The 24,975-nt window shown below is 67.1% G+C and carries 23 protein-coding genes; 10 read left to right on the top strand and 13 right to left on the bottom strand.

What is annotated here, in order from left to right; genetic code table 11:
- Nucleotides 1-3 precede the first annotated feature (3 nt).
- Entirely contained in the window at nt 4-594 is a 591-nt protein-coding gene (locus ACT3SZ_RS12915; protein ID WP_444619224.1) for a CarD family transcriptional regulator, read from the bottom strand.
- 223 nt (nt 595-817) lie between these two features.
- Here ACT3SZ_RS12915 and ACT3SZ_RS12910 point away from each other — a divergent pair, with 223 nt between their 5' ends.
- Nucleotides 818-1,417, top strand: a complete 600-nt coding sequence (locus ACT3SZ_RS12910; RefSeq protein ID WP_444619222.1) for a hypothetical protein — start codon at nt 818-820, stop codon at nt 1,415-1,417.
- A gap of 83 nt (nt 1,418-1,500) precedes the next feature.
- Nucleotides 1,501-2,913: a DNA repair protein RadA gene (radA, locus tag ACT3SZ_RS12905; RefSeq protein WP_444619220.1), complete on the top strand. Its 1,413-nt coding sequence runs from the start codon at nt 1,501-1,503 to the stop codon at nt 2,911-2,913.
- On the opposite strand, the gene ACT3SZ_RS12900 is transcribed toward radA, so the two are convergent.
- Together ACT3SZ_RS12900 and ACT3SZ_RS12895 are read right to left on the bottom strand one after the other, a co-directional pair.
- The gene (locus tag ACT3SZ_RS12900) at nt 2,900-3,634 is read right to left on the bottom strand and encodes a hypothetical protein (protein ID WP_444619219.1); all 735 of its coding nucleotides are present in this window, start codon (nt 3,632-3,634) and stop codon (nt 2,900-2,902) included. The genes radA and ACT3SZ_RS12900 overlap by 14 nt on opposite strands.
- Before the next feature lie 95 nt (nt 3,635-3,729).
- Nucleotides 3,730-4,416, bottom strand: a complete 687-nt coding sequence (locus ACT3SZ_RS12895) for a carbonic anhydrase (protein ID WP_444619217.1) — start codon at nt 4,414-4,416, stop codon at nt 3,730-3,732.
- 153 nt (nt 4,417-4,569) lie between these two features.
- Here ACT3SZ_RS12895 and ACT3SZ_RS12890 point away from each other — a divergent pair, with 153 nt between their 5' ends.
- Entirely contained in the window at nt 4,570-5,505 is a 936-nt protein-coding gene (locus ACT3SZ_RS12890) for an A/G-specific adenine glycosylase (protein ID WP_444619360.1), read from the top strand.
- Nucleotides 5,506-5,541: 36 nt separating this feature from the next.
- Here the strand turns inward: ACT3SZ_RS12890 and ACT3SZ_RS12885 are convergent, their stop codons facing one another.
- On the bottom strand, nt 5,542-8,184 hold the full coding sequence (locus ACT3SZ_RS12885; protein ID WP_444619215.1) for an ATP-dependent Clp protease ATP-binding subunit: 2,643 nt from the start codon (nt 8,182-8,184) through the stop codon (nt 5,542-5,544).
- A gap of 392 nt (nt 8,185-8,576) precedes the next feature.
- Here ACT3SZ_RS12885 and ACT3SZ_RS12880 point away from each other — a divergent pair, with 392 nt between their 5' ends.
- A complete protein-coding gene (locus ACT3SZ_RS12880) occupies nt 8,577-10,346 on the top strand; it encodes an AMP-binding protein (RefSeq protein WP_444619213.1) in 1,770 nt (589 codons plus the stop codon).
- Between the two features lie 338 nt (nt 10,347-10,684).
- On the opposite strand, the gene ACT3SZ_RS12875 is transcribed toward ACT3SZ_RS12880, so the two are convergent.
- The 3 genes from ACT3SZ_RS12875 to lysS all read right to left on the bottom strand — a co-directional run bounded on the left by ACT3SZ_RS12875 (nt 10,685) and on the right by lysS (nt 15,277).
- Nucleotides 10,685-11,890, bottom strand: a complete 1,206-nt coding sequence (locus tag ACT3SZ_RS12875; protein ID WP_444619211.1) for an acyl-CoA dehydrogenase family protein — start codon at nt 11,888-11,890, stop codon at nt 10,685-10,687.
- Between the two features lie 35 nt (nt 11,891-11,925).
- Nucleotides 11,926-13,335 (bottom strand): acyl-CoA dehydrogenase family protein, encoded by a 1,410-nt coding sequence (locus ACT3SZ_RS12870; RefSeq protein WP_444619209.1) that lies wholly within the window; start codon nt 13,333-13,335, stop codon nt 11,926-11,928.
- A gap of 292 nt (nt 13,336-13,627) precedes the next feature.
- The gene (gene lysS, locus ACT3SZ_RS12865) at nt 13,628-15,277 is read right to left on the bottom strand and encodes a lysine--tRNA ligase (RefSeq protein WP_444619207.1); all 1,650 of its coding nucleotides are present in this window, start codon (nt 15,275-15,277) and stop codon (nt 13,628-13,630) included.
- A 124-nt stretch (nt 15,278-15,401) separates the two neighbouring features.
- Here lysS and ACT3SZ_RS12860 point away from each other — a divergent pair, with 124 nt between their 5' ends.
- Both ACT3SZ_RS12860 and ACT3SZ_RS12855 read left to right on the top strand, forming a co-directional pair.
- Complete coding sequence (locus tag ACT3SZ_RS12860) at nt 15,402-16,415, top strand: SPFH domain-containing protein (protein ID WP_444619205.1); 1,014 nt, start codon at nt 15,402-15,404, stop codon at nt 16,413-16,415.
- A gap of 2 nt (nt 16,416-16,417) precedes the next feature.
- The gene (locus ACT3SZ_RS12855; protein ID WP_444619203.1) at nt 16,418-16,630 is read left to right on the top strand and encodes a hypothetical protein; all 213 of its coding nucleotides are present in this window, start codon (nt 16,418-16,420) and stop codon (nt 16,628-16,630) included.
- Here ACT3SZ_RS12855 and ACT3SZ_RS12850 read toward each other — a convergent pair.
- Nucleotides 16,627-16,935, bottom strand: coding sequence for a DUF503 domain-containing protein (locus ACT3SZ_RS12850; protein ID WP_444619201.1), 309 nt, complete (start codon nt 16,933-16,935; stop codon nt 16,627-16,629). The genes ACT3SZ_RS12855 and ACT3SZ_RS12850 overlap by 4 nt on opposite strands.
- Before the next feature lie 102 nt (nt 16,936-17,037).
- Between ACT3SZ_RS12850 and ACT3SZ_RS12845 the strand changes: the two genes are divergently transcribed.
- The gene (locus ACT3SZ_RS12845) at nt 17,038-18,300 is read left to right on the top strand and encodes a YkvI family membrane protein (RefSeq protein ID WP_444619199.1); all 1,263 of its coding nucleotides are present in this window, start codon (nt 17,038-17,040) and stop codon (nt 18,298-18,300) included.
- Between the two features lie 2 nt (nt 18,301-18,302).
- Here the strand turns inward: ACT3SZ_RS12845 and ACT3SZ_RS12840 are convergent, their stop codons facing one another.
- Entirely contained in the window at nt 18,303-18,695 is a 393-nt protein-coding gene (locus tag ACT3SZ_RS12840; protein WP_444619197.1) for a hypothetical protein, read from the bottom strand.
- Nucleotides 18,696-19,020: 325 nt separating this feature from the next.
- Here ACT3SZ_RS12840 and ACT3SZ_RS12835 point away from each other — a divergent pair, with 325 nt between their 5' ends.
- The gene (locus ACT3SZ_RS12835; RefSeq protein WP_444619195.1) at nt 19,021-20,400 is read left to right on the top strand and encodes a hypothetical protein; all 1,380 of its coding nucleotides are present in this window, start codon (nt 19,021-19,023) and stop codon (nt 20,398-20,400) included.
- 89 nt (nt 20,401-20,489) lie between these two features.
- Here the strand turns inward: ACT3SZ_RS12835 and ACT3SZ_RS12830 are convergent, their stop codons facing one another.
- Complete coding sequence (locus tag ACT3SZ_RS12830; protein WP_444619193.1) at nt 20,490-20,879, bottom strand: hypothetical protein; 390 nt, start codon at nt 20,877-20,879, stop codon at nt 20,490-20,492.
- Nucleotides 20,866-21,258 carry a hypothetical protein gene (locus tag ACT3SZ_RS12825; RefSeq protein WP_444619191.1) on the bottom strand — a complete coding sequence of 131 codons (393 nt, stop codon included), beginning with the start codon at nt 21,256-21,258 and terminating at the stop codon, nt 20,866-20,868. Before ACT3SZ_RS12825 ends, ACT3SZ_RS12830 begins: the two co-directional genes overlap by 14 nt.
- 258 nt (nt 21,259-21,516) lie before the next feature.
- Here ACT3SZ_RS12825 and ACT3SZ_RS12820 point away from each other — a divergent pair, with 258 nt between their 5' ends.
- Nucleotides 21,517-22,146 (top strand): HEAT repeat domain-containing protein, encoded by a 630-nt coding sequence (locus tag ACT3SZ_RS12820; RefSeq protein WP_444619189.1) that lies wholly within the window; start codon nt 21,517-21,519, stop codon nt 22,144-22,146.
- The gene (locus ACT3SZ_RS12815) at nt 22,146-23,135 is read left to right on the top strand and encodes a MerR family transcriptional regulator (RefSeq protein WP_444619187.1); all 990 of its coding nucleotides are present in this window, start codon (nt 22,146-22,148) and stop codon (nt 23,133-23,135) included. The genes ACT3SZ_RS12820 and ACT3SZ_RS12815 overlap by 1 nt, the downstream gene beginning before the upstream one ends.
- Here the strand turns inward: ACT3SZ_RS12815 and ACT3SZ_RS12810 are convergent.
- Together ACT3SZ_RS12810 and ACT3SZ_RS12805 are read right to left on the bottom strand one after the other, a co-directional pair.
- Complete coding sequence (locus ACT3SZ_RS12810) at nt 23,122-23,697, bottom strand: GNAT family N-acetyltransferase (RefSeq protein ID WP_444619185.1); 576 nt, start codon at nt 23,695-23,697, stop codon at nt 23,122-23,124. The two genes, ACT3SZ_RS12815 and ACT3SZ_RS12810, sit on opposite strands and share 14 nt — an antisense overlap.
- Before the next feature lie 11 nt (nt 23,698-23,708).
- Nucleotides 23,709-24,956 carry a globin domain-containing protein gene (locus tag ACT3SZ_RS12805; protein ID WP_444619183.1) on the bottom strand — a complete coding sequence of 416 codons (1,248 nt, stop codon included), beginning with the start codon at nt 24,954-24,956 and terminating at the stop codon, nt 23,709-23,711.
- Between the last annotated feature and the right edge of the window lie 19 nt (nt 24,957-24,975).

The raw sequence follows: 24,975 nt of genomic DNA, 5'->3' as shown, positions 1-24,975 counted from the left end.
GTGTCAGTCCTCGTCTTCGCCGAGCTCGTCGTCGAGGTCGACGGACTGCGGTGCCTCGTCCTCCCCGACGCCGGCGGCACGGCGGGCGGCAGACTCCTCACGGTGGCGCACGATGGTCTCTTCCATCCGACGCACCGTGTCATCCGCCTTCTTGTTGTCGACACCCTCGGCGAGGGCGAGCTCGCCGACGAGCACCAGGCGGGCCTTGGCCAGCATGCGCTTCTCGCCGGCGGACAGGCCGCGGTCCTGGTCACGACGCCACAGGTCGCGCACGACCTCGGCCACCCGGTTCACGTCGCCGGAGGCCAGACGCTCCTGGTTGGCCTTGTAGCGGCGGGACCAGTTGCCCGCCTCCTCGACGTCCGTCTCACGCAGGACGGAGAAGACCTTCAGCAGCCCCTCCTCACCGACGACGTCGCGCACACCGACGGTCTCGGCATTCGCTGCGGGCACCCGGACGAGCAGGTCCCCCTGGTTCACCCGGAGCACGAGGTAATCGACCGGCTCCCCCTTGAAAACGCGCTGCTCAATTCCCTCGATCACTGCGGCACCGTGGTGGGGGTAAACGACGACGTCCCCGATGTTGAACTCCATGACGAGCCAGTTTAGCACCCTGCTGCTCAACCCCGCCCGCCACGGGCACCTCATCCTGTGCGCCACCCTGCACGCCACCCCTAGATAACTCCTCCGACTATGTGTCCAGCCCCCTCACAGGTTAATGTGGACTCGACGAGACCCGTCACCGTGACACGTGTCGGGACATATCATCTGCAGTTGACGGCCCCCCGAAACGGGCCTCAGATGGAGGAGAACAACAGTGAAGAACCGGAAGCCCGCCGCGCGTCGGCTGCTCGCCGTCACCGCCGGCTTTGCGGCCCTGGCCCTGACCGCCTGTGGCGCGGGTCAGATCTCCCAGACCGCGAACCAGGTGGCCGCCGTCAACGGCACGGACGGCGACCTCGGGGACGCCGCCGTGCGGGACGTCACCCTGATCACCCAGGAGGACAACTCCGTCGCACTGAAGTTCAACCTCGCCAACCAGGGCATCGAGGGCAACGACATCACCCTGGAGAGCGTCTCCGTGCAGGACGCCACCCTGGACATCGGCGGCAACGTGACCGTCTCCCCGGACTGCTCGCTGGTGGCCGACTCCGAGTCCGCGATCGCGGACATGAACCCGGAGGACGCCGACGCCGGCTGCGTCGAGTACCTGGAGACCACGGTCGAGGGCGAGAACTTCTACACCGGTGCCGCCCGCGTCGTGACCTTCGAGTTCAGCAACGGCGATCTCGAGATCAACGCCCCCATCACCGCCTGGTACGCCGAGGCCGGCCACACCAACCGCCACCAGGACGGCGTGACCCGCCAGGGCACCGACACCATCGACGGCGACCACGAGGGCGCCGACATCGGCTAGTTTTCCGCTAGTCGAACGCGTCTTCCCCTGCCACAGGGGAAGGCGCGTTTTTCATGTCCGTGCCCGGTACTAGTGTGTGGAGCATGGCCACGAAGACCGCACCGAAAAAGTCCCGCAGCTCCTACGCCTGCACGTCCTGCGGCCACCAGGTGTCGAAGTGGGTGGGCCGGTGCCCCTCCTGCCAGGAATGGGGGACGATGGACGCGGTGGCCCCCGCCGCTGCCGGCGGGGCCGGTGGCGCGGGCGGGGCGCGCGCCACGGGGCTGACCCCGACCTCGCCAGCCAAGGCGGTCACCGACATCGACCCGGCGATCGCCAACCACCGTCCCAGCGGGATCGGGGAGCTCGACCGGGTGCTCGGTGGTGGCGTGGTCCCCGGCAGCGCCGTCCTGCTCGCCGGCGAACCCGGGGTGGGCAAGTCCACGCTGCTGCTGGAGGTCGCCAACCGCTGGGCGCGCCAGGACCGCAGCGTCCTCTACATCACCGCCGAGGAGTCCGTGGGGCAGGTGCGCCACCGTGCCGAACGCACCGGTGCCCTGTCGAGTTCGCTCTTCCTCGCCGCTGAACACGACCTGGAGACTGCCCTGGGCCAGATTGACGCCGTGCAGCCCGAACTGGTCATCGTCGACTCCCTGCAAACGCTCAACGCCTCCGGTGTGGAGGGTGTCGCCGGTGGCGTGGCCCAGACCCGCGCCGTCGCCGCCACGCTGACCACCCTGGCGAAGTCCACCGGTGTCCCCGTGCTGCTCGTCGGCCACGTGACCAAGGACGGCAACGTCGCCGGGCCGCGCACCGTGGAGCACCTCGTGGACGCGGTACTGAACTTCGAAGGTGACCGCCACAGTTCCCTGCGTTTTCTGCGCGGCCAGAAGAACCGCTTCGGTGCCACCGACGAGGTCGGCTGTTTCGAACAGACCGCCGAGGGCATCCGTGAGGTCTCCGACCCGTCCGGATTGTTCCTGCACCACCGCGACGACCCCGTCGCCGGCACCGCGGTAACGGTGCTGATGGACGGACGTCGTCCCATGCTCGGCGAGATCCAGACCCTCGCCCTGGAGACTCAGATGCACACCCCGCGCAGGGTCGTCACCGGGATCGACGCCAGTCGTGTGGCCGTGGTGCTGGCCGTGCTCGCCAAACGGGCCGGGGTAGATCTGATGGGTCACGAGGTCTACGCCGCCACCGTCGGCGGGATGAAGATCAACGAACCCGGCGCAGACCTAGCGCTGGCCTTGGCGATGGCCTCGACTGCCTCCGGCAAAGCCCTGCCCACCGGGCTCGTCGCGGTGGGTGAGGTGGGGCTCGGCGGTGAGGTCCGTCGCGTCCCCGATCTGCGTCAGCGCCTCGCCGAGGCCCGCCGGCTGGGATTCACCACCGCCGTCGTCCCAGACTCCACCCGCGGGTCGGATCGTGCCACACCGCCGAAGGGGTTGAAGATCATCGCCGTCGGCACCGTCCAGGAGGCCGTGGCGAAGATCGGGGTCATGCGAGGTTAAAGGTCTCCGACTCCGAGGTCTTCTCCCCGATGTGCCCGTAGAGCATGTATGCACCATTGCCGACGGCCTCACGGTTCTCGCAGGAGTCCGGCGAGGAACTCGTGCGTGACCAGGCGGTCATCTCATAGGTGCGGGACTGCCCCGGATCCAAGCGCAACCGGCCGGTCGAGGTCGGCGCATTGCAGTCGGTGTCACTCCACACCCGTGAGTAACCAGAGTCCATGGTGAAGACCTCGAAGCTCAGCTCATTGTCGCTCAGGTCAATATTGCAGTCGCCCTGAGTGGGATTGCTGACCTCGAGGAAGAAGTTCGGCTGCTGGCCGTCCCGGAACGTCGGCGCACCGGGACGCACCGTGAGCTGCAGGTCGTCGAGTTCACAGGTGTCCTTGTTGGCCACCTCGTCGGGCACGCCCGCCGCCGAGCTCTCCGTCGGCTCCTCGGACTCCGACGGGTCAGCGGACGCCGAGGAGGACGGGTCGGCCGACTCCGAAACACTCTCGGATTCAGACGGCTCCGAGGAAGCAGGAGCCTCCGACGCTGCGGAGCTCTGCGAAGACTGAGAAGTCTGGGCGACCTGGTCCTGCCCCTCGTCCCCGCCGGTCAGCGAACTGACCACCCACCACAACAATGCCACGACCAGGACAAGAGCCACGACCGCGCCGACGCGACGGCGCTGGTAGATTTCCGGGGGCAGAGGGCGGGGGTCGTTGTGCTGGGTCACAGGCCCAGTGTAACTAGCAGCGACGATGCCGCGGTGTCATGACACCCCGCTAGCCCTAGTGAAGTACATCCGTTTACGGACATCTACGGAACGGTTCAGGGAACCTCGGTGGGGGTCACGCCCTCGACCTCGAGACCGTAGGAGGCGACGGGCTCCGCCAGGCCGTCCGACAGGCGGTAGCGCATGCCGACCACGCCGCAGTTGCCCTCACGCAGACGCTGCAGGATCCCCGGGGAGCGGTCCACGATGTGGTTGGCAATCTCCACCACATGGTGCTTTTCGAAATCCTCGCCGGTGTCGGCGCCCTGGGACCGCGCCGCCAACAGGGAGGGAGTGACCTTCTCCACCAGAACTCGCTGGAAACCGGGCGGCATGCTGCCGGTCGCCAGGGCGGTCTGGGCGGCGGCGACCGCACCACAGCTCTCGTGTCCAAGTACCACGACCAGCGGCACACCGAGGGAGACGACGGCGAACTCCAGCGATGCCAGCACCGACAGGTCCGTGATCTCACCGGCGGTGCGGATCACGAAGATATCGCCGAGTCCCTGGTCGAATACGATCTCCACCGGCACGCGCGAGTCCGAGCAGGCCAGCACCACTGCATTGGGTCGCTGACCGCCGGTGAGCAGTTCCCGGCGTCCACGGTCCTGATTCGGGTGGGCGGAGGATTCATCCATGAAGCGACGGTTGCCGGCCATCAACATCTCGACGGCCTCCTGCGGTGTCAGGGGGCCGGAGGATTCGTTGGTGTGCTGGGCCGGAGCCGAGTCGTCATTAGTCATGCGAACCATTGTGCCACCGCCTTTTGCCGGATGCGCACCGGTGCGGCACAGTGGGTTCCCGTGGGCACGGCACAAAGGCACGACGCGACGGAGACTGCAGCGACGACAAAAACGGCAGAGCACGCTGGGTCGGCGCAGCCGAGCCTTGGCGCGGTGCTCAACGGGTGGTTCCACGAGAACGCCCGCGACTTGCCGTGGCGACGCCCCGGGACCACACCGTGGGCCGTCCTGCTCAGCGAGATCATGTCCCAGCAGACCCCGGTCGCCCGCGTGGTCCCGCTGTGGGAGGCGTGGCTGGAACGCTGGCCCACCCCGTCGGATCTGGCCGACGCCCCGACCGACGAGATCCTGCGCGCCTGGGCGAACCTGGGCTATCCGCGGCGTGCCCTGCGTCTGCGCGAGTGCGCCCGCGCCATCGTGGCCGAGCACGACGGGGAGGTGCCCGGCACCGTCGCCGACCTGCTGGCCTTGCCGGGGATCGGTGAGTACACCGCCCGTGCCGTCGCCGCCTTCGCTTTCGGACGCGCCGTGCCCGTGGTCGACACGAACGTGCGGCGGGTGCACCGGCGCCTGGCCCGCGGGGAGTTCCTGCAGGGCCCGGCCAAAGCCGGAGACCTCGCCGACGTCGCCGACTTGATGCCCTGGGTCGACGAGGATCCGGGGCTGCGCCGACGTGGCTACCGCAACCCGCGGCACACGCCGACACTGCAGGACGAAGCGCTGGGCATGTGCTCCTCGCTCATGGAACTCGGCGCGACGGTATGCACCGCCCGCGCCCCGCAGTGCGACCGCTGTCCCGTCGCGGCGCGTTGCCGCTGGATCGCGTTGGGACGCCCCGCCCCCAGCAGCGCGGACACCGCCGCGGCGAAGAAGCGCGTCCAGAAGTTCGAGGGCACCGACCGGCAGGTCCGCGGACGCATCATGGCGATCCTGCGCGCCGAGGGTGCCGGGGACGTCCCGTCCGGCGACTTCGATGCCACGAGCGAGGACGCTGAGCAGCGTACCCGCGCCCTAACGTCCCTCGTCGTCGACGGTCTCGTGACACAGACGGGCGCCGGGGCCGACGCCCGCTACCGGTTACCCCGGTAGACGGACGCCGCACCCCGGCGCCGGTTCTGGCTGCTGTTACTCGCGGTGCTCGCCGGCGGAGACGTCCTGCGTCTCGGGCAGCGAGTCCTCGTCGGACGCGGCATCGATGACGTCGTCCTGCGCGTCCTCGGCCGGTTCCGCGGCGATCTCGGGCAGCGGCTTCGGACGGGAACCGAAGACGAACTTCGCGCCCTCGCCCTTGCCGGTGCCGTCCCAATTCTCCACGTCCACGGTCACGATCTCGCCGGCACCGATCTCGCCGAAGAGGATCTTCTCGGACAGGTGGTCCTCGATCTCGCGCTGGATCGTCCTACGCAGCGGACGGGCACCGAGCACCGGGTCGAAACCACGCACAGCCAGCAGGCTCTTGGCCTCCTCGGAGATCTCCAGACCCATGTCCTTCTCCGACAGGGCCTTGCGCACCCGGCCGGTGAGCAGGTCGACCATCTGCACGATCTGCTCGCGGGTGAGCTGGTGGAAGACCACGATGTCGTCGATACGGTTGAGGAACTCCGGGCGGAAGTGCTTCTTCAGCTCGTCGTTGACCTTCGACTTCATCCGGTCGTACTGGGCGTCCTCATCGGTCTCACCGGAGCCGGTGAAGCCCATGCCCACGGCCTTGGAGATGTCCCTGGTACCCAGGTTCGAGGTGAAGATCAGCACGGTGTTCTTGAAGTCGACCATGCGACCCTGGCCGTCGGTGAGACGACCGTCCTCGAGGACCTGCAGCAGGGTGTTGTAGATCTCCGAGTGTGCCTTCTCGATCTCGTCGAACAGGACCACGGAGAACGGCTTGCGGCGGACCTTCTCGGTCAGCTGGCCGCCCTCGTCGTAGCCGACGTATCCGGGAGGTGCACCGAACAGGCGCGAGGCGGTGAACTTGTCGTGGAACTCGCCCATGTCGATCTGGATCAGCGAGTCGTCGTCGCCGAAGAGGAACTCCGCCAGCGCCTTCGACAGCTCGGTCTTACCCACGCCGGACGGGCCGGCGAAGATGAACGAACCGCTGGGCCGCTTCGGGTCCTTCAGACCCGCACGGGTACGGCGGATCGCCCGGGAGACGGCCTTGACCGCGTCGTCCTGCCCGATGATGCGCTTGTGCAGCTCATCCTCCATGTGGAGTAGCCGGGTGGACTCCTCCTCGGTGAGCCGCACGACGGGGATGCCCGTCCAGGTGCCCAGCACCTCGGCGATCTGCTCCTCCCCGACCTCGGCGACGTCGTCGAGTTCACCGGCGCGCCACTGCTTCTCCTTCTCGGCGCGCTCGTCGGTGAGCTTGCGCTCGTCGTCGCGCAGGGACGCGGCCTTCTCGAAATCCTGGTCGTCGATCGCGGCTTCCTTGGCGCGACGGACTTCGGCGATCTTGTCGTCGACGTCCTGGATCGCCTTCGGCGCGGTCATGCGCTTGATGCGCATACGGGCACCGGCCTCGTCGATGAGGTCGACGGCCTTGTCCGGCAGGAAACGGTCGTTGATGTAGCGGTCCGACAGCCGGGCGGCGGCAGCCAGGGCACCGTCGGTGATGGACACGCGGTGGTGCGCCTCGTAGCGGTCGCGCAGACCCTTGAGGATCTCGATGGTCATCTCGGCGCTCGGCTCGGGCACCTGCACCGGCTGGAAACGACGCTCCAGGGCGGCGTCCTTCTCGATGTGCTTGCGGTACTCGTCCAGCGTGGTCGCACCGATGGTCTGCAGCTCACCACGGGCCAGCTTCGGCTTGAGGATGCTGGCCGCGTCGATCGCACCCTCGGCGGCACCGGCACCCACCAGGGTGTGGATCTCGTCGATGAACAGGATGATGTCGCCGCGCTGGTTGATCTCCTTGAGCACCTTCTTCAGGCGCTCCTCGAAGTCACCGCGGTAGCGGGAACCGGCGACCAGGGAACCCAGGTCCAGCGAGTAGAGCTGCTTGTCCTTCAGGGTCTCCGGCACCTTGCCGTTGACGATGTCCAGGGCCAGGCCCTCGACCACGGCGGTCTTACCCACACCGGGCTCGCCGATGAGCACCGGGTTGTTCTTGGTGCGGCGCGAGAGCACCTGCATGATGCGCTCGACTTCCTTCTCCCGTCCCACGACCGGATCCAGCTTGCCGTCCTTGGCAGCCTGGGTCAGGTTGCGGCCGAACTGGTCCAGGACCAGGGAGTTGGACTTCTGGCCGGGCTTGCCGCCGGAGCCAGAGTCGGACGGCTGGCCAACGCCTGCCGTGGCCGGCTCGTCCGGAGCAGCCTCGGGCTCGGTGCCCTCGTAACCCGAGAGCAGCTGGATGACCTGCTGACGCACGCGCGACAGGTCGGCGCCGAGCTTGACCAGCACCTGGGCCGCGACGCCCTCGCCCTCGCGGATGAGGCCGAGCAGGATGTGCTCGGTGCCGATGTACTTGTGCCCCAGCTGCAGAGCCTCGCGCAGGGCGAGCTCCAGGACCTTCTTGGCCCGCGGGGTGAAGGGGATGTAGCCGCTCGGCGGGTGGCCGCCGGTGCCGATGATGTCCTCGACCTCGGTACGCACGGCCTCCAGGGAGATTCCCATGGACTCCAGCGCCTTAGCTGCGACTCCCTCCCCCTCGTGGATCAGCCCGAGCAGGATGTGCTCGGTGCCGATGTAGTTGTGGTTGAGCGCGCGGGCTTCTTCCTGCGCCAGGACGACGACTCGTCGCGCACGGTCGGTGAACCTCTCGAACATTTGCTCTCCCTCACTTCAAGGTCCGGATGTGGGGACCACCTTAGTGATTCAGTGTTCCCACGTTCAGTCACTGTGTACAACGACGGGCCCCCTGAGCTTGTTCCACGGCCCCATACCCCCCTTTTGCCCTATTTAAGCGCAGGTCAGAGCGTGTTTTCATGGCCCTTTCCCGATGTGTACGCCGACAGCGAACAGGCCCCGCGCAGGACGCTCCGACGCCCTGCGGCCGCCGGCGGCGTCCTCGTGAGGGAACTGTCATGACGGGCGCGGCGATCGGTCAGGTGAAGTTCACGAAACGCCGGACGGCCTGTCCATTGTTATGTACTCTTAACGATAATAATGAGACGGAAACCCCATCGTCGCTGTTCACACGAGCACCCCGAAGGAGCACCATGAGCGGATCCCAGCCCGCAGTTACCCTTGACCAGTTGCCCATCCTCGCGAAGGGGACGGTGCCTTTGTTCAAGGCAGGAGTCCTCGGTGCCATGTCCCCGGTGGCCATGGGCAAGGCTCTCAAGTACATCTATCAGTGGGAGTTCCTGCCGGCCGGCATCCTCGCCCTCGGCGCTGCCCGCGACCCGTACCACACCGCCATCATCGATGACGCAGGCTCGATCACCTACTCCGAGCTCCACGAGCAGACGAACCTGCTGGCCAAGGCCCTCTACCGCACGGGCGTGCGTGAGCGTGACCGCGTGGGCGTCCTGTCGCGCAACCACCGCGGCTTCATCATGGCGCTGTGCGCCCACGGCCGCCTGGGCACCGACATTGTGCTGCTCAACACCGGCGCATCCGCCAAGCAGACCCGCGCCGTCGTCAAGGAGCAGAAGCTCGACCTCCTGTTCATCGACGAGGAGTTCATCCCGTTGCTGCCCAAGGGCTTCGACCAGTGCCCCGTGATCGTGAACTGGGAAGAGAACCAGACCACCGCTGCCCTGGCACCGGAGGACGACGAGGACGACGCTGTCGAGTACGCCAGCAACGTCGCCGAGGCGACCGCGTCCGAGGACCACGCCACCCGCAACCCGGACTGGCCCACGCTGACCGAGGTCCTGCGCACCACGCCGCACGAGCAGAAGATCCCCACCCGCCCCCGTCGTGGACGCACCATTATTCTCACCTCGGGAACGACCGGTACCCCGAAGGGTGCCCGTCGTCCTGAGCCGCGCACCTACTTGCCGGCGTCGTCGATCATGTCGCGCATCCCGCTGAAGCATCACCGCGGGTACTACGTGGCCGCACCGATGTTCCACACCTGGGGCTTCGCCCAGATCCAGCTGGGCCTGGCCCTGCGCAGCACCCTGATCCTGCAGCGCAAGTTCTCACCCCGCGGTGCCGTGAAGCTGATCGAGGCGAACCGTCCGTACGCCATCGCGATCGTGCCGACCATGCTGCGCCGCCTGCTCACCGCCGTGCCGGAGAAGTTCAACCCCGGCACGCAGGTCATCACCGCCTGCGGTGAGGCCCTGCCGCCGACCGTGATCGAGGAGACGACCGAGAAGTTCGGCAAGGTCCTCTACAACCTCTACGGTTCCACCGAGGTCAGCTGGGCGTCCATCGCCCGACCCGAGGAGCTTGCGGAGCACCCGACGACCGCCGGCAAGCCGCCGCTGGCCACGGTCCTCAAGATCTTCGGGGACGATGACAAGGAGCTCCCCGAGGGCGAGATCGGCCGTATCTTCGTGGGCAATGACATGCTCTTCGAGGGCTACACCCGGCCTGGCGTGGACAAGGAGACCATCCAGGGTCTCGTCGCCACCGGCGACCTCGGCTACTACCAGGACGGACTGCTCTACATCGCCGGACGTAGCGATGACATGATCGTCTCCGGTGGCGAGAACGTCTACCCGCAGGAGACCGAGGACGTCCTCTACGGCCTGCCCGAGGTCGAGGAGGTGCACGTTCACGGTATCGCCGACGACGACTTCGGACAGTCGCTCTGCGCGTACGTGGTCCTGAAGCCCGGTAGCGACGAGGACGGCTTCAAGGACAAGGCCAAGGCCGAGGTCAAGGAGCACCTGGCCCGCCACAACGTCCCGCGCAACTACGTCTTCCTGGACCGCCTCCCCCGCAATGCGGTGGGCAAGGTTGTCCCCCGCGAACTGCCGGAGGTCAACGCCGGCACCGGTGAGGTCGGCGAAGCGAAGGGTTCGGACGCCTAACGCAGTACCGACGACGGCCCTGTTGACGGCCCCGGAGGAGAGTAATTCTCTCCTCCGGGGCCGTCTCTTTTGTGTGTGCCCACCCGTCGACGGCTCTCTCATAGCGTACCGTCGCCCGCCCTGCTCCGCCCTACGATCGAACGGCAACCCCCAGGGTTGCGTCACACCACCCTCCACCGGTTGCTGGCTCACCCTTGAGCCTAGAGGCCGCCTCGTGCGGGATGCACGCGGGACGTACGGGCACTGTGCGGGCCGGTGCCGCGACACCACGGGCCCGGACATGCCGAAAGCGGCCCCCGGTCGATATGACCGGTAGCCGCTTCTAGGGCTGTGAACTGCTACTTCAGCTGTGCGGAAGACAGCTCCAGCTCACGACGGGCGACGACCAGCTGCTGGATCTGCTGGGTGCCCTCGAAGATGTCCAGGATCTTCGAGTCGCGGGACCACTTCTCGAGCAGGGACCGCTCGGAGTAGCCGTAGGTGCCGGCGAGCTCGACGGCGCGCAGGGTCAGGTCGGTGGCCATGCGGCCGGCCTTCGCCTTGCACTCGGAAGCTTCCTTGTTGTTCGGCTGCTTGTTGTCGGCCATCCAGGCGGCACGCAGCGTCATCAGGTAGGCGGCTTCCCAGTCGGACTCCAGGCGGATGTACTCGGCGACGGCGGCGGGCTGGTTCCAGCTCGGTGCGTCGTAGTCGATCTCCAGGCCAGCCTTCGTCAGGATCTTGCGCAGCTTCTCCAGGGAGGCGCGGGCAACACCGACGGCCATGCCGGCCACCAGCGGGCGGGTGTTGTCGAAGGTCGCCATGACCCCGCCGAAGCCCTTCTTCGTGTCGACCTCGGGGGAACCCAGCAGGTTCTCCTTCGGGACGCGCACGTTGTCCAGGATGAAGTGAGCTGTGTCCGAGGCACGGATACCCAGCTTGTGCTCCAGGCGGGCGAGCTCGAAGCCCGGGGTGTCGCGGGGGACCACGAAGGACTTGATGGCGGCGCGGCCGGCGGACTTGTCCACCGAGGCCCACACGACGACGTGGGTGCAACGGTCACCGGCGGTGACGAAGATCTTCTCGCCGTTGAGGACGTACTCGTCGCCGTCCAGCTTCGCGGTGGTGGCGACGGCGGCGGAGTCCGAACCGAACTGCGGCTCGGTGATGGCCATCGAAGCCCAGACCTTGCCGAAGCGCTCGAGCTGCTCGTCGGTGGCGACGGCGGCGATCGCGGAGTTGCCGAGGCCCTGGTAAGGGATCGACAGGGTCAGTCCGACATCACCCCAGCAGGTCTCGATGACGTTGACCAGGGAGGACATGTTGCCGCCATTGCGGACGGAACCGTCGTTCTTCTTGTCGCCACGGCCACCGGACGCACCGGCGAGGTTGCCGCCACCGTCGGTCATGCCCTCGACGAGGGATGCCATGGTGTCGAGCTCGATGGGACGCTCGTGCTCGGCGAGGTCGTACTTGCGGGCGATGGGGCGGAAGATCTCCGCTGCGGCCTGGTGGGCCTGGTTGATGGTCCCGCGCAGCTTCTTCGGGAGTTCCAGGTTGATCATTTCAGTGCTCCTTCGATGTTGTTACTGACGGGGACTTACAGGACCACGACGCCCTCGGCGACGCCGACGGCTCGCAGGTCGCGGTACCACTTCTCCACCGGGTGCTCCTTGGTGTAGCCGTGGCCGCCGAGCAGCTGGACGCCGTCGAGACCGATCTGCATACCGCGGTCTGCGGCGAAGCGGCGGGCGAGGCCGGCCTCACGGTTGTAGGACAGACCCTGGTCGATGCGGGAGACGCCGCGCAGCAGGATCATGCGCAGGCCGTCGAGCTCGATACGGATGTTGGCGACCATGAAGGCGACGGACTGACGGTGCGCGATGGGCTCACCGAAGGCCTGACGCTCCTTGACGTAGGGCTTGACGTACTCGAGCACGGCCTCGGAAGTACCGGCGGCGAGGGCGGCCCAGCCCAGGCGGGCACGGCGGATGATCTCGGCGTAGTTGTCGGTGCGGGTCTCGGAATCGAGCTCGGCACCACCAAGCAGGTTGGAGGCGGGGACCTTGACGTCCTTGAGCAGGACGCGACCCAGGCCAGCGGCACGGATACCCATGGACGGGTCGGCCTCGACGACGACGCCCTCGGTGGACGACTCGACGATGGCGAAGGTGTTGACCCCGTCCAGGTCCACGGCGACGACGAAGAGCTCGGCGGAACCGGCGCTGGGCACCATGGTCTTCACACCGTTGATGATGATGTTGTCGCCCTCACGCTTCGCGGTGGTCTGCAGCACGAAGGGATCGAACAGGGCGCGGGACTCATTGACGATCACGGCGGCCTGCGGGACGGACTCGCCGGCGAACTCCGGCAGGTAGGTCTTCTGCTGGGCGTCGTCACCGTAGTTGGTGATGGTGGTCGCAACACCGGCGGGTGCCAGGATGGCGACGGCCTGGCCCATGTCACCGAAGGCGAGAGCCTCGGCGACGAGGGCGGAGGTGGTGGAGGCGGACTCGGAGGCCAGCCCCTCGAACTCCTCCGGCAGGCTAACCAGGGAGATACCCAGCTCAGCGGCGGTGTCGAGGACTTCCTTGGAGGTCTCGGCAGCCTCGTCGGCGTCGTGGGCACCGGGGCGCAGCTGCTCCTCGGCGAACTCGCGCACGGCGGAGGTCAGCATCTCCTGATCCTCGGAGGGAGTCAGGTCGAAGAGAACCTTGGCGGGCTTCTTGGGCTCGGTGGTGCCGTCGCCCTCACTGCCCTGGCTCTCCAGGCGGACCGGCTTGCCGGAGCCCTTGGACTTCTTGAACTGGCGGTTGATGGCACCGAGGGTGCGCATGCCGCCCTTGGTGGACTCGTAGGCCACACGGTCGACCTTCTCGCTCAGGCCGTACTTGGTGGCCAGGTCAGAGCCGGTGAAACGGGTCAGTACACGCATAGCGGTACCGATGGCGTCCCGCTTGATGGTGTTGAGGCCCGGTGTGGAGTCGTTCCGCTTGCTTCGGTCACTCATGGTGAGGCAGCTACCTTTCGCTGTACTCGGTATCACCCGATGTCAACGGGAGAACACACAGTCATGGATTGGGTCGGACAGATAATGATTACATCATAACGACGAATCATGATCCCCGTCACAAAAAGCCCCGAATACCGCCTGGCCCACAGATACTTTCCACGACTGAGCCATCACAGCAGGTGAGACACCCCACCCCGCACCCCCCGGAACCACCCCCGTAGCGCCCCCTACAGGCCGAACGGGCCTTCCAGGGACGCCATCTCGGCTGACACTGCAGCCTGCCTCGCGACTAGCTGTCGCGCTCCGGCTTCACCATCGGGAACAGCACCGTCTCACGGATCCCCAGCCCGGTCAGCGCCATCAGCAGACGGTCGATGCCCATGCCATTACCCGAGGTCGGAGGCATGCCCTGCTCCATCGCGGCGAGGAAGTCCTCGTCGAGCACCATGGCCTCATCGTCACCGCCGGCGGCCAGGCGAGCCTGGTCCTCGAAGCGCTCACGCTGCACGACCGGGTCCACCAGCTCGGAGTAGCCGGTGGCCAGCTCGAAGCCGCGCACGTAGAGGTCCCACTTCTCGGTGATGCCCCGCTTCGTGCGGTGCTGGCGGGTCAACGGAGAGGTCTCGACCGGGAAGTCGCGGACGAAGACGGGCCCGTAGAGCTGGTCTTCACACAGGTGCTCCCAGATCTCCTCGACGAGCTTGCCGTGGCCCCAGCCACCCTTCGCCGGGACGGGCAGCCCGACCACGGCGGCCAAGGCCTTGAGGTCCTCCACGGAGCTGTCCACGGTGACCTCGTCGAGCACATCCTGATCGGGGAACTTCTCGGCGAGCGCCTCGTTAAGCGAGGGGTACATCTCGATGGTGCGCCACTGCCCGCCGAGGTCGTACTCGGTGCCGTCGACCAGGGTCACGGTGGTGGTGCCGAAGACTTCCTCGGCGATCTCCTGGATGACCTCGCGGATCAGCGTGGCACCGGTGTCGTAGGTGCCGTAGGCCTGGTAGGTCTCCAGCATGGCGAATTCCGGGGAGTGCGAGGAGTCCACACCCTCATTGCGGAAGTTGCGGTTGACCTCGAAGACCTTGTCGATGCCACCCACCACGCAGCGCTTGAGGTAGAGCTCTGGGGCGATGCGCAGGTAGAGGTCGATGTCGAGCGCGTTGGAGTGCGTCTCGAAGGGACGCGCCGCGGCCCCGCCGTGCAGGGTCTGCAGCATCGGGGTCTCGACCTCGAGGAACTCGCGGCGCTCGAGTGCATGACGCAGCGCGCGCATCACCTTGATGCGGGTCACCGCGTTCGTCCGGGCCTGCTCACGCATGATCAGGTCGGTGTAGCGGTGCCGGATGCGGGTGTCCTCGCTGAGCTCCTTGTGCGCGACCGGCAGCGGACGCAGCGACTTCGACGCCATCGACCAGGAGTCCGCCATCACGGAGAGCTCGCCGCGCTTCGAGGCCACGACACGACCGTGGATGAAGACGATGTCGCCGAGGTCCACGGTGGCCTTCCAGGACGCCAGGGCGTCCTCCCCCACCTCGGCCAGCGACAGCATGGCCTGCAGCTGCGTGCCGTCGCCGTCCTGAATGCGCGCGAAGGCGAGCTTGCCGGTGTTGCGCACGAAGATCACGCGTCCGGCGATGCCGACCTGCACGTCGGTCTCGTCGCCGGCGGCGAGATAGGTGACGCCCTCGGCGCGCGCCTCGTCCGGCGCGTCCTCCCCGTCGGCGCCGTCCTTCGGCAGAACCGCGTAGGACGCCACGACGTCCTTCAGCGCGTGCGTGCGTGCGACCTCCACCGGGTAGGGGTCGACGCCCTCGGCGATGAGGCGGTCGCGCTTGTCGCGACGAACCTTGACCTGCTCGGGAAGGTCGTTGTCCCCGCCATCGACGGCAGGGGCGGCGTTCTGGGATGCGTTCTGGGAGGAGTTCTTCGCGTCAGTCACGGTGATCAAGCCTACTGCATGGCCCAACGGACACCGACCGTCCTCCCAGTGACATCAAAGTGATATCACTTTAGCGTAGACTGGCGACCGTCCCCGGAGACGCCGGGAAAAAGGAAAGGACACCATGTCACCCGAGACCCCCGCCCCAGCACCCGACGCCGTCGCCGGAACCCCCGTCGGCCACGAAGGCACCAACGTCAGCATCAGCGAGCACCGCGCGTGGTCCGGCTCCACCGGCCTGGCCGTCGCCGCACTGCTCGGCGGCATCGTCCTCTTCCTCGCACCGATCGCTCTGATCGTCTGGGCCGCCGTCGGCCTGGAATCCGGGAACCTGGGCGGCGGCCTCGGCGGCTCGCTCATCGGCCTCGCCGTCGTCATCATCCTGCTCTCCGTGGTCGTGCTGACCATGCTGCGCGTGATCAACCCCGGCCACACGCAAGTCGTGCAGTTCTTCGGACGCTACCTCGGCACCAACCGCACCACTGGCCTCACGCTCGTCCCGCCGCTGGCGACCACGCGCAAGGTCAGCGTGCGTGTCCGTAACTTCGAGACCAACGAGATTAAGGTCAACGACCTCAACGGCAACCCGGTGAAGATCGGAGCCATCGTCGTCTGGCAGGTTTCCGACACCGCCAAGGCCACCTTCTCCGTGGAGGACGTCGAGGAGTTCATCCACTCCCAGTCCGAGTCCGCACTGCGCCACGTCGCCACCACCCACCCCTACGACTCCGTGCCGGGCCGCATCAACGCCGACGGCACCCCCGGCGAGGCCGCCACCAGCCTCGCCGGCTCCACCGACGTGGTCTCCCAGGAGCTCGCCGACGAGGTCGCCGCCCGCGTGGCCGTCGCCGGATTGGAGATCGTGGAGGCCAGGATCTCCGCACTGTCCTACGCCCCGGAGATCGCCGGTGCCATGCTGCAGCGTCAGCAGGCCCAGGCCGTGGTGGATGCCCGCGAGCAGATCGTGGACGGAGCGGTGTCGATGGTCCAGACCGCCCTGGACCAGCTGGAGGACCGCGACATCGTGGACCTCGACCCGGAACGCCGCGCCTCGATGGTGTCCAACCTGCTCGTGGTGCTGTGCTCCGACTCCTCCACCCAGCCGGTGATCAACACCGGCGGCCTCCATGGCGCGTAGTCATGGCGCGTAAGAACGTCCCCCTGCGCATCGACCCGGCGGTGTACGACGCCATCGCCCGCTGGGCGCACGACGACCTGCGCAGCGTAAACGCCCAGATCGAGGTGATGTTGCGCGACCAGCTGCGCCGCGCAGGACGCCTGCCGTCGTCCACCGGGGATCTCCCCCGGCGCGGGCGGCCGCGCAAGGAGCAGGAACCACCGCAGGAGAGTTAGACGTCCCCGGGAAGGTCCTCGGAGGACAGGTAGCGCAGCCGTGCCGACAGCACCTGGATCTCCGGGCGCGACGCCACGAGGCGCTCCACCGACTCCAGCACCTCCACCACGTGCTCCCGGTCCGCACTGACCGCCGACGCCCCGATCCCCGTCCGACGGTGCAGGTCACGGTGGTCGACCTCGGCGACGGAGATCCCGAACTTCCGCTGGACTTCGGCGATCACCGGTCTCACCACGGAGCGCTTCTGCTTGAGGGAGTGCACGTCACCGAGGAGAACGTCGAGTTCAAGAGTTCCGATCCACATATGGCCTGCAACCCTAGCGGAGCTTTTCCGGTACAGTCCGGCAACCTACCCCCGCCCCACCCCATGTGCGGCACGCGGATTACTTCAGGAGGCTCCGGACTAGTGAAGGAACAACTCAAGATTTCCATGGCATTCCTCGGGCTGCTGGTCGGCGCGGGATTCGCCACCGGCCTCGAGGTCATCCAGTACTTCGCGTCCTTCGGCCTGAGCGGTCTGTGGGGTGCGGTCCTGGCCGGCGTGGTGATGACCGTGGCCGGCGCAGTGATCCTGCAGCTCGGCAGTTACTTCCTCGCCGACGAGCACAAGGCGGTGTTCCGCAGCATCACCCACCCGGTGGCGTCCTGGGCGCTGGACATCGTGGTCACCCTGACCCTGTTCTGCATCGGCTTCGTGATGCTCGCCGGCGCCGGGTCCAACCTGGAGCAGCAGTTCGGCCTTCCGTCCTGGATCGGTTCGCTGGTCATGACGGTGCTGGTGATGGTCACCGGGCTACTCAACGTGGACAAGGTCAGCGACATCATCGGCGCACTGACCCCGCTGCTGATCATCGCCGTACTCGTCGGCTTCGTCTATACCCTGTTCAACCTGCCGGACGATTTCAGCGCCGTCAGCGACCTCGCCGTCCAGGAGGAGTCGCCGGTGAGCCCGTGGTGGCTGTCGGCCCTGAACTATAACGGCCTAGCCTTGCTGCTGGGTGTGTCGATGTCCCTGGTGATCGGCGGCAACCACGCGAATATGCGTGCCGCGGGACGCGGCGGGCTGCTCGGCGGCGTCGTCTATACCGTGCTGCTGATCCTGGCGGTGTTCACCCTGCTGGCCAATATCGAGACCGTCTCCGGCGACGACGTCCCGATGCTCACGTTGTTCGACTCGATGCACCCGGCGATGGCGTACGTGATGGTGTTCATCATCTTCGCGATGATCTACAACACCGCCATCGGCATGTTCTATGCCCTGGGCAAGCGCGTCACCTCCTCGCGTCCGGGCTGGTACACCCCGGTGTTCCTGTCGCTGTGCGCGGTCGGTTACGCGGTGAGTTTCGTCGGCTTCGACACGCTGATGACCTACGTCTACCCGGTGCTCGGCTACCTCGGCATGGCGATGGTTGTCATGCTCGTCGGCTGGTGGCTCTACGCACGGACCCGCCTGTCCGAGGAGAGCGGCCACCGCGAGACCATCCAGGATCTCACTGAACGCCGCGAGGACGACGCTCAGGACTTCGGGTCCGATGAGGAGTCCCAGCTCTCCGAGGAGCTCGAGGAGTCCGACATGGACTCCTCAGAACTCGCCGATCAGGTCACCGAAGAGGTCACCGAAGGCAACGGAGAGGAAGAGGACGGGGACGGGTCCTCCGCCAAGGAGTGACTTCAGAGGTGCGCCCGGCGACGCGTCGTGGCGTCCGACGGTACGCACCGTCCTGACGTCCCCCACGCCGGTGACAGCAGACGGCGGCGGGACGCCGAAGCGTCCGACTGGGTTCGCACGCAGACAAGAACCGCCTGCTCAGGGATGAACAGGACATCGCCGAGGACGGAGTCGCGGGCGAAGGCGGCGACGTCGTCGAGGCTGTGGTTCCAGCCCAGACGAACCTCGCCGGCGATTTCTGTCTCGAACCATCCTCCGCCAAGATCGGTGAGGTGGACGGCCTCGAAGCGGTCAAGACCGCCGGACGCCGGGTGGAGTGCCTCGGAGACCTTCCTCGCCAAGCCGCGGGGGACCTGGTGGCCGGGATGGACGGTGGTGCACTGTGGGTGTCGCATAATGCTTCCTGACTTCGCGTTTCCCCGTCGTGTCATCTGTGCCCGACGGGGCCGATCGCCCTCCGGGGGCACCGGTGTCCGCGACACGGTTGCCAGCCACCCACTCCGGCCGGGGCCCGGGCGGCCGGTGCGTCCTTACGCAACAACCGCGGGATGAACTTCTTGATCGTGGTCACGACACTAGCACAGCAATAGACAGAGCAGTCTAGTTCCATGCGTCGTGAACCAGTGCGCACCGCAACTCGCGCACCCATAAACCGAACAAATGCCCTGGTGAGACACCTATTCGGACACAGGCAAGCCTGCGTATCCCGGAGTAGAGTTCTTGAATCGGTACGTCGGCCGCACCTACGTCGCCGACGACGCGAGGATGATCCCAGGAGGAACCGGGGCAGTGAAGCAACGACTGAAGATATCCATGGCATTTCTCGGCCTCCTGGTCGGTGCGGGATTCGCCACCGGCCTCGAGGTCATCCAGTACTTCACCTCCTTCGGCCTCAACGGCCTGTGGGGTGCGATCCTCGCCGGCGTGGTCATGGCCGTGGCCGGCGGCGTGATCCTGCAGCTCGGCAGCTACTTCCTCGCCGACGAGCACAAGGCCGTCTTCCGCGCGATCAGCCACCCGGTAGTGTCCTGGGGCCTCGACATCGTGGTCACCCTGACCCTGTTCTGCATCGGCTTCGTGATGCTCGCCGGAGCCGGGTCCAACCTGGAGCAGCAATTCGGCCTGCCCTCCTGGATCGGCGCCCTGATCATGACCGCGCTCGTCATGGTCACCGGCCTTTTGGACGTGGACAAGGTCAGCGACATCATCGGCGCACTGACCCCGCTGCTGATCATCGCCGTGGTCATCGGCTTCATCTACACCCTGTTCAACCTGCCCTCGGACTTCAGCGCGCTCAACGACATCGCTGTGCAGGCCGACTCGCCGGTCAGCCCCTGGTGGTTGTCGGCGTTGAACTACAACGGCCTGGCCTTGCTGCTCGGGGTGTCCATGTCGCTGGTCATCGGTGGCAACTACACCAATATGCGCGATGCCGGCATGGGTGGCCTGCTCGGCGGCATTATCTACACCGTGCTGCTGATCCTGGCCGTGTTCACCTTGCTGGCCAATATCGACACCGTCGGCTCCGACGATGTCCCGATGCTCACCCTCTTCGACTCCATGCACCCGGCGATGGGCTTCATCATGGTGTTCATCATCTTCGCGATGATCTACAACACCGCCATCGGCATGTTCTACGCCCTGGGCAAGCGGGTCACCGCCGCGCGACCGTCCTGGTACACCCCGGCGTTCCTGGCGCTATGTGCCGCCGGCTACGTGGTCAGCTTCGTCGGCTTCGACACGCTCATGGCCTACGTCTACCCGGTGCTCGGCTACCTCGGCATGGTGATGGTGGCCATCGTCGTGGGCTGGTGGATCTACGCACGCACGGCGATCGCCAAGGAGATCACCCAGCGCGAGAAGATCCGTGACCTCACCGAACGTCGAGAGGACGACGACCAGGAGTTCGGCCACAAGGAGGAGAAGGCACTGGCCCGCGCGCTGGAAGAGTCTGACGCCGACACCGAGAAGCTCGCCGAGGCGGTGACGGAGGAGGTCATCGAGGAAGCGTCCGACGACGCTGCCGACGGGGAAGAGGCTGACGACACCGAAGATACCGGGGACAGCCCGACTCCGGTGCCGCACAGCCCTGTCAGCTGAGTCATGCCCCAGGTACGAAAATCGGCGATTCTCGACCTGTGGCATGACTCAGGTGACATCTACGCCCAGGCTCCTAGATGCCCAGGCCCCTACAACCTGCCTGTGCGCTCACACGGTCCCGGCTCCTCGAAGCTGATGCTGAGGAAGCGCCGCTTCTCCGGGGCCCCGCAGGCCAGCAGGCTGGTCTCGGCATGGAAGTAGACGGGCTCCACCCTCATCAGCATCCGGTAGATCATCAGGTACCCAGGATCACAGTGCCAGGCGACCTCGCTACACCCGCCGATGGATAACTCCACGCGCCCAGGTTGTCCTCCATCGAAGGTCCGGGCACTGTTCAGCGACACCCGCTCGAAGCCGCCGGCGGCAAAGTCCCCCATCGGCAGACTGTGCCAGCCGCCGGTACGGCCGTGACCGGGCCCGAGTCCGGTGCATGTTTTCCTGGGGTCGAGAATGCTCTCAGTGCTATCAGTACGGTCCATCGGCCATCTCACACTCCTTCAGCGTCCCGTCGATGAATCCTTGCGGCGTCGCACCCCAGGCCGGGTACAACACGGTACTTCCGAACCTTGTGCCGTCCTCGTTGTAGATCGCGCTGGCGAGGGTCCCGGTGAAGGGAATGTACGTCACTTTCCCCAGGGCTGAGTCGGCGGCGAAGTCGGAGACCCTGGCGGGGTCGTGGCTCCATCCGGTTTTCGTCTCCCCGTCGATCTCGGCTTCCAACCAGCCGTCACCAAGATCGGTGACCGACGCGTGCAGGCATCGTTCCGGGAAACAAGCCAGGAACTCCCCCAGTTTCCGTCCGTGGATGTGGTGGACAGTGTGTCCGGGCAGGTAAAGGCGACAATGCGTTGTCCGCATTTTTGCTCCTTGTGAATCGCAGTTTCCCCACGCGCTTTCTGCGCCCGGGGCCGATCGTCATTCCGGGGGCACCGATGTACGCGACACGGTTGCCAGTCACCCTCGCCGGCCGGAACCGGGTAGCCACTGCCGCATGAGGGGCAGCGACCACTGTGGTGAACTTCTTGATCGTGCTCACCACCCTAACACCAACAGACCAAGCTGTCTATTTGGCATCTCCCTTGACCCTCTCACAGTGTGAGGGTGTCTGCTCTAAGCATGAGCACTGACACCCGCCTGACCACCGCCTTCACCGCGCAGGACGCCAGCATCCGCATGCGCGCCGCACTCGCCGCCGGCACCGACCCCCGCGGCGGGGACGGCGCCGGAGACATCTCAGCCCTCATCGCACAGTGCGCCGTGGAACCGGACTTCTTCGTCCGCGACATGCTGACCTGGGCACTGACCAGGCATCCCAGCGCCGACGTCGTGCCCTCGCTGCTCGCCGAACTGCACTCCCCCACCGCGCAGGCGCGCTCGCAGGCGCTGCATACGCTGTCGAAAATCGGCGAGGAAGCCTCGTACCCTCATATCACCGATGACCTGCTGCAGGACGCCGACGACGAGGTGGCACGCACCGCCTGGCGCGCGGCCGCCGGGCTCGTCCCGCGGCCCGAGGCACCACGTCTGGCCGTCCGGCTCGCCGGACAGCTCGGTCGCGGGGACCGGGAGCTGCGCCGCAGCCTCACCCGCGCCTACCTGGAGCTCGGGGAGGACGCCCGGGACGTCCTGCGCGCGCAGGCGAACCTGCACGCCGCGGCGACGCTGCTGTTGCTCGATGACCCGGACCTCGGATTCGACGCCGCCGAGTACGCGGCGGCGGAGGCGGCACAAGCTAAACTCGACTGATGCGCATCGGTGAGGTGTCCCGTCTATCAGGTGTCAGCGTGCGCATGCTGCGCCACTACGACGAACGCGGCCTGGTCAGCCCGTCACAGCGCACGTCCGGCGGCTATCGCGACTATGGCCGCGACGACGTGGAACGGCTGATGAAGGCCGAGGCGTTGCGTGCCCTGGGCATGGGAGTCGGGGAGGTTCGCAGCGCGTTGGACGCCCCGGACCTCGACGTCGGCGCGGTCCTCGACCGGCTGCGCGCCGAAACCCGGGAGCGCATCCACACCGAGCAGGCACTCCTGGACCATCTCGACGCGGTACGCGGACGTCCCGGCGCGCCCCCGAACTCCTGGGACGACGTCCTCGGACTCACCGCACTGCTCACGGCGCTGCGCTCTGCAGACCCCGCACGCCGCCAGGCGGCCGCGCTCACCGCGCCCGAGCGTCCTACGGTCGCGACGCTGGTGGCGCTCTACCTGCGGGAGGACGACCCGAACGTGGCCGGCGCACTGCGCTGGTCGCTCGTGCGCACCGATGAGGACATCACCTCGGCACTCCTGGCACATCTCCCCGACAGCGACACCGCGGTGCGCCTGCGCATCGTGGAAGTGCTGCGCGAGATCGACGATGACCGCGCCACCGCGGCCCTCACCGACCTGTTGGACGATCCTCCCCCGGTCCGCGGTGCCAGTGCGCTCGCCCTCGCCCGCCGCACCGACTCCCCTGCCCTGGTGGGCGCACTCATCGACATGGTGTGTTCCGGCGACCACGACGTGGAGGCCGCCGAGGCGCTCGCGGCGATGCGCACGCGCAGGTCAGCGTCCGGCGACGACATCCCCGCGAGCCTGGTCGCGGCGGCGGCCGGCGCTGCCCCGGACGCGCGTCTGCGCGTGGTCCAGGCGCTCGCCGAGATCGCGCCGGACTCCCCGGACGCCCTCGCTCCCTTCACCGACGACCCCGACCCGCGGGTTGCCAAAACCGCCCAAGCGCTTAGTCGTCGGTAGCCAACCGGGCGAAGGTGTCGAGGTCGTTGAAGGTTCCGTGCAGCAGTTCGGCGTCCCGCGCCGTACCCTCGTGCCGGAATCCCGCCTTGCGCGCCACCGCGCAGGACGCCAGGTTCTCCGGGTTCGCCTTGATCTGCGCGCGATGCACCCGGTAGTCGAAGAGGAAGTCGACGACCGTGCCCACCACAGCACTCATCAGACCACGGCCGCGCAGGTGTGGGGCGGTGGTATAACCGAGCTCCACACACCGAGCGTGGCGGTCGACGAGGCGGACTTCCAGCGTGCCGCCGAAACTTCCCGGCGCGGTCGGGTCATCGACGATCCACAGCATCGCCGCCGGTGAGCGGGCCATGGTGAGCAGGAATATCTCGGCGTCGCGAGTGGAGTAGTTCTCTGACAGCGAGGTGAAACGCCGCGAGTCCTCGTGCCTGCTGGAGGTGACCAGCCCGGCGATGTCGGTGTTCACCGGGGCGCGTAGTCGCAGCGTGGATCCGTCCGCGAGTTCGCCCACGATGTCCGCGGACGGCAGGGGCCAGCTCAACGGCGCATGAGGATCATTCATGCCCGTCGAGACTACTCGCCCAGCAGCCAGTCGTTCGGGCTGAACAGTTCCACGTTCACGCCAGCAGGTGCGAGGCTCTCGGCCATGTTCTCGAGCTGCGCACGGATGTCCTGTAGGAAGCCGTTGCCGCCGCACAGATACCAGTGCGCGCCACTCGGCAGGACGCCCTCGTCGGCGAGGGTGGGAAGGTCGATCCGGGCACCGTCGGCGCGGTAGGCGGTCTGCACGTGCACCGTCGCCCCTGCCGCCCGCAGCGCCTCAACGTAGCCCTCGGTGACCTCGCGTTGCGCATGGGAGGTGGCGTCCTCGTCGGCGTGCAGGACGGTCACTGTGGCCGGTGCTCCGGCCGCCGGGCGCGCGGCCAGCACCGACAGCATGCCGGTCATCGGCGTGGAACCGATCCCGGAACTGACCAGGACGACCGGTGCCGCGCCGGTGAGGACGTCCCGGTGCAGCACCAGGTCGCCGGCGGGCAGCGTGGCGTCCACCCGGTCGCCGACGGCGATGCCGTCCACCAGCGCGGTGGAGACCTCCCCGTCGCGCTGCACGGCGATGCGGAATCCCTCGGCATCCCACGCCACCAGGGAGTACTGGCGCAGCTGGCGGGCACCGTCGGCCATGACCACGCCGATGGAGACGTACTGTCCCGGGCGGGCATCGGCGAAGTCGGTTGCGGCGACGAAGGTCAGTTCGGTGACCGTCGCCGACAGGGCGCGGCGTTCGGTGAGCACCGCATCGCGGAAGACGTCGCCGGGTGCGACCCCGGCCGACTGGTACATCCCGGTCTCGGCGTCGATGAGCACCTGCGCCATCAGCCAGTAGACCTCGTCCCAGGCCTCGGCGACCGGCGGGGTGACCGCGTCGCCGAGGACTTCGACAATCGCGGCGAACAGGTGGTCGTGCACGATCTGGTACTGGTCGGCGGTGATCCCCAGGGAGACGTGCTTGTGGGCGATGCGTGACAGCATCGCCACCGGGTCCGGCGCGGAGGGGTCGACGAGCATCGAGGCGAAGGTGGCGACCGAGGCCGCCAGGGCCTTCTGCTGGTCCCCGGCGCGCTGGTTGCCACGGTTGAAGGTGTCGCGCAGGAGTTCGGGGTGCTCCTCGAACATGCGGGCGTAGAAGTTCGGGGTGATCTCGTTGATATGCGCCCCGACGAGCGGAAGAGTGGCCTTCACCGTGGACTCGTGTTCCGGGGTGAGGTGCCCGGCGCGGAAGAGGTCGGGGGCGGTGGGTGCGGTGGTTGCGGTGGTTGACATCGGGGAGCTTCCTTAGAGG

Origin of the sequence: Corynebacterium sp. AOP40-9SA-29 (genome assembly GCF_052377405.1) — a bacterium.
Classification (GTDB): domain Bacteria; phylum Actinomycetota; class Actinomycetes; order Mycobacteriales; family Mycobacteriaceae; genus Corynebacterium.
This window is presented reverse-complemented; position numbering and strand designations above follow the sequence as displayed.

Coding starts and splice junctions, on each gene's coding strand:
- ACT3SZ_RS12825 (WP_444619191.1), bottom strand. CDS start 21,258: ATGCGGACAACGCATTGTCGCCTTTACCTGCCCGGACACACTGTCCAC.
- ACT3SZ_RS12815 (WP_444619187.1), top strand. CDS start 22,146: ATGCGCATCGGTGAGGTGTCCCGTCTATCAGGTGTCAGCGTGCGCATG.
- ACT3SZ_RS12820 (WP_444619189.1), top strand. CDS start 21,517: ATGAGCACTGACACCCGCCTGACCACCGCCTTCACCGCGCAGGACGCC.
- ACT3SZ_RS12860 (WP_444619205.1), top strand. CDS start 15,402: ATGTCACCCGAGACCCCCGCCCCAGCACCCGACGCCGTCGCCGGAACC.
- radA (WP_444619220.1), top strand. CDS start 1,501: ATGGCCACGAAGACCGCACCGAAAAAGTCCCGCAGCTCCTACGCCTGC.
- ACT3SZ_RS12830 (WP_444619193.1), bottom strand. CDS start 20,879: ATGGACCGTACTGATAGCACTGAGAGCATTCTCGACCCCAGGAAAACA.
- ACT3SZ_RS12875 (WP_444619211.1), bottom strand. CDS start 11,890: ATGATCAACCTGGAACTCCCGAAGAAGCTGCGCGGGACCATCAACCAG.
- ACT3SZ_RS12870 (WP_444619209.1), bottom strand. CDS start 13,335: ATGAGTGACCGAAGCAAGCGGAACGACTCCACACCGGGCCTCAACACC.
- ACT3SZ_RS12885 (WP_444619215.1), bottom strand. CDS start 8,184: ATGTTCGAGAGGTTCACCGACCGTGCGCGACGAGTCGTCGTCCTGGCG.
- ACT3SZ_RS12850 (WP_444619201.1), bottom strand. CDS start 16,935: ATGTGGATCGGAACTCTTGAACTCGACGTTCTCCTCGGTGACGTGCAC.
- ACT3SZ_RS12840 (WP_444619197.1), bottom strand. CDS start 18,695: ATGCGACACCCACAGTGCACCACCGTCCATCCCGGCCACCAGGTCCCC.
- ACT3SZ_RS12880 (WP_444619213.1), top strand. CDS start 8,577: ATGAGCGGATCCCAGCCCGCAGTTACCCTTGACCAGTTGCCCATCCTC.
- ACT3SZ_RS12855 (WP_444619203.1), top strand. CDS start 16,418: ATGGCGCGTAAGAACGTCCCCCTGCGCATCGACCCGGCGGTGTACGAC.
- ACT3SZ_RS12895 (WP_444619217.1), bottom strand. CDS start 4,416: ATGACTAATGACGACTCGGCTCCGGCCCAGCACACCAACGAATCCTCC.
- ACT3SZ_RS12810 (WP_444619185.1), bottom strand. CDS start 23,697: ATGAATGATCCTCATGCGCCGTTGAGCTGGCCCCTGCCGTCCGCGGAC.
- ACT3SZ_RS12805 (WP_444619183.1), bottom strand. CDS start 24,956: ATGTCAACCACCGCAACCACCGCACCCACCGCCCCCGACCTCTTCCGC.
- ACT3SZ_RS12915 (WP_444619224.1), bottom strand. CDS start 594: ATGGAGTTCAACATCGGGGACGTCGTCGTTTACCCCCACCACGGTGCC.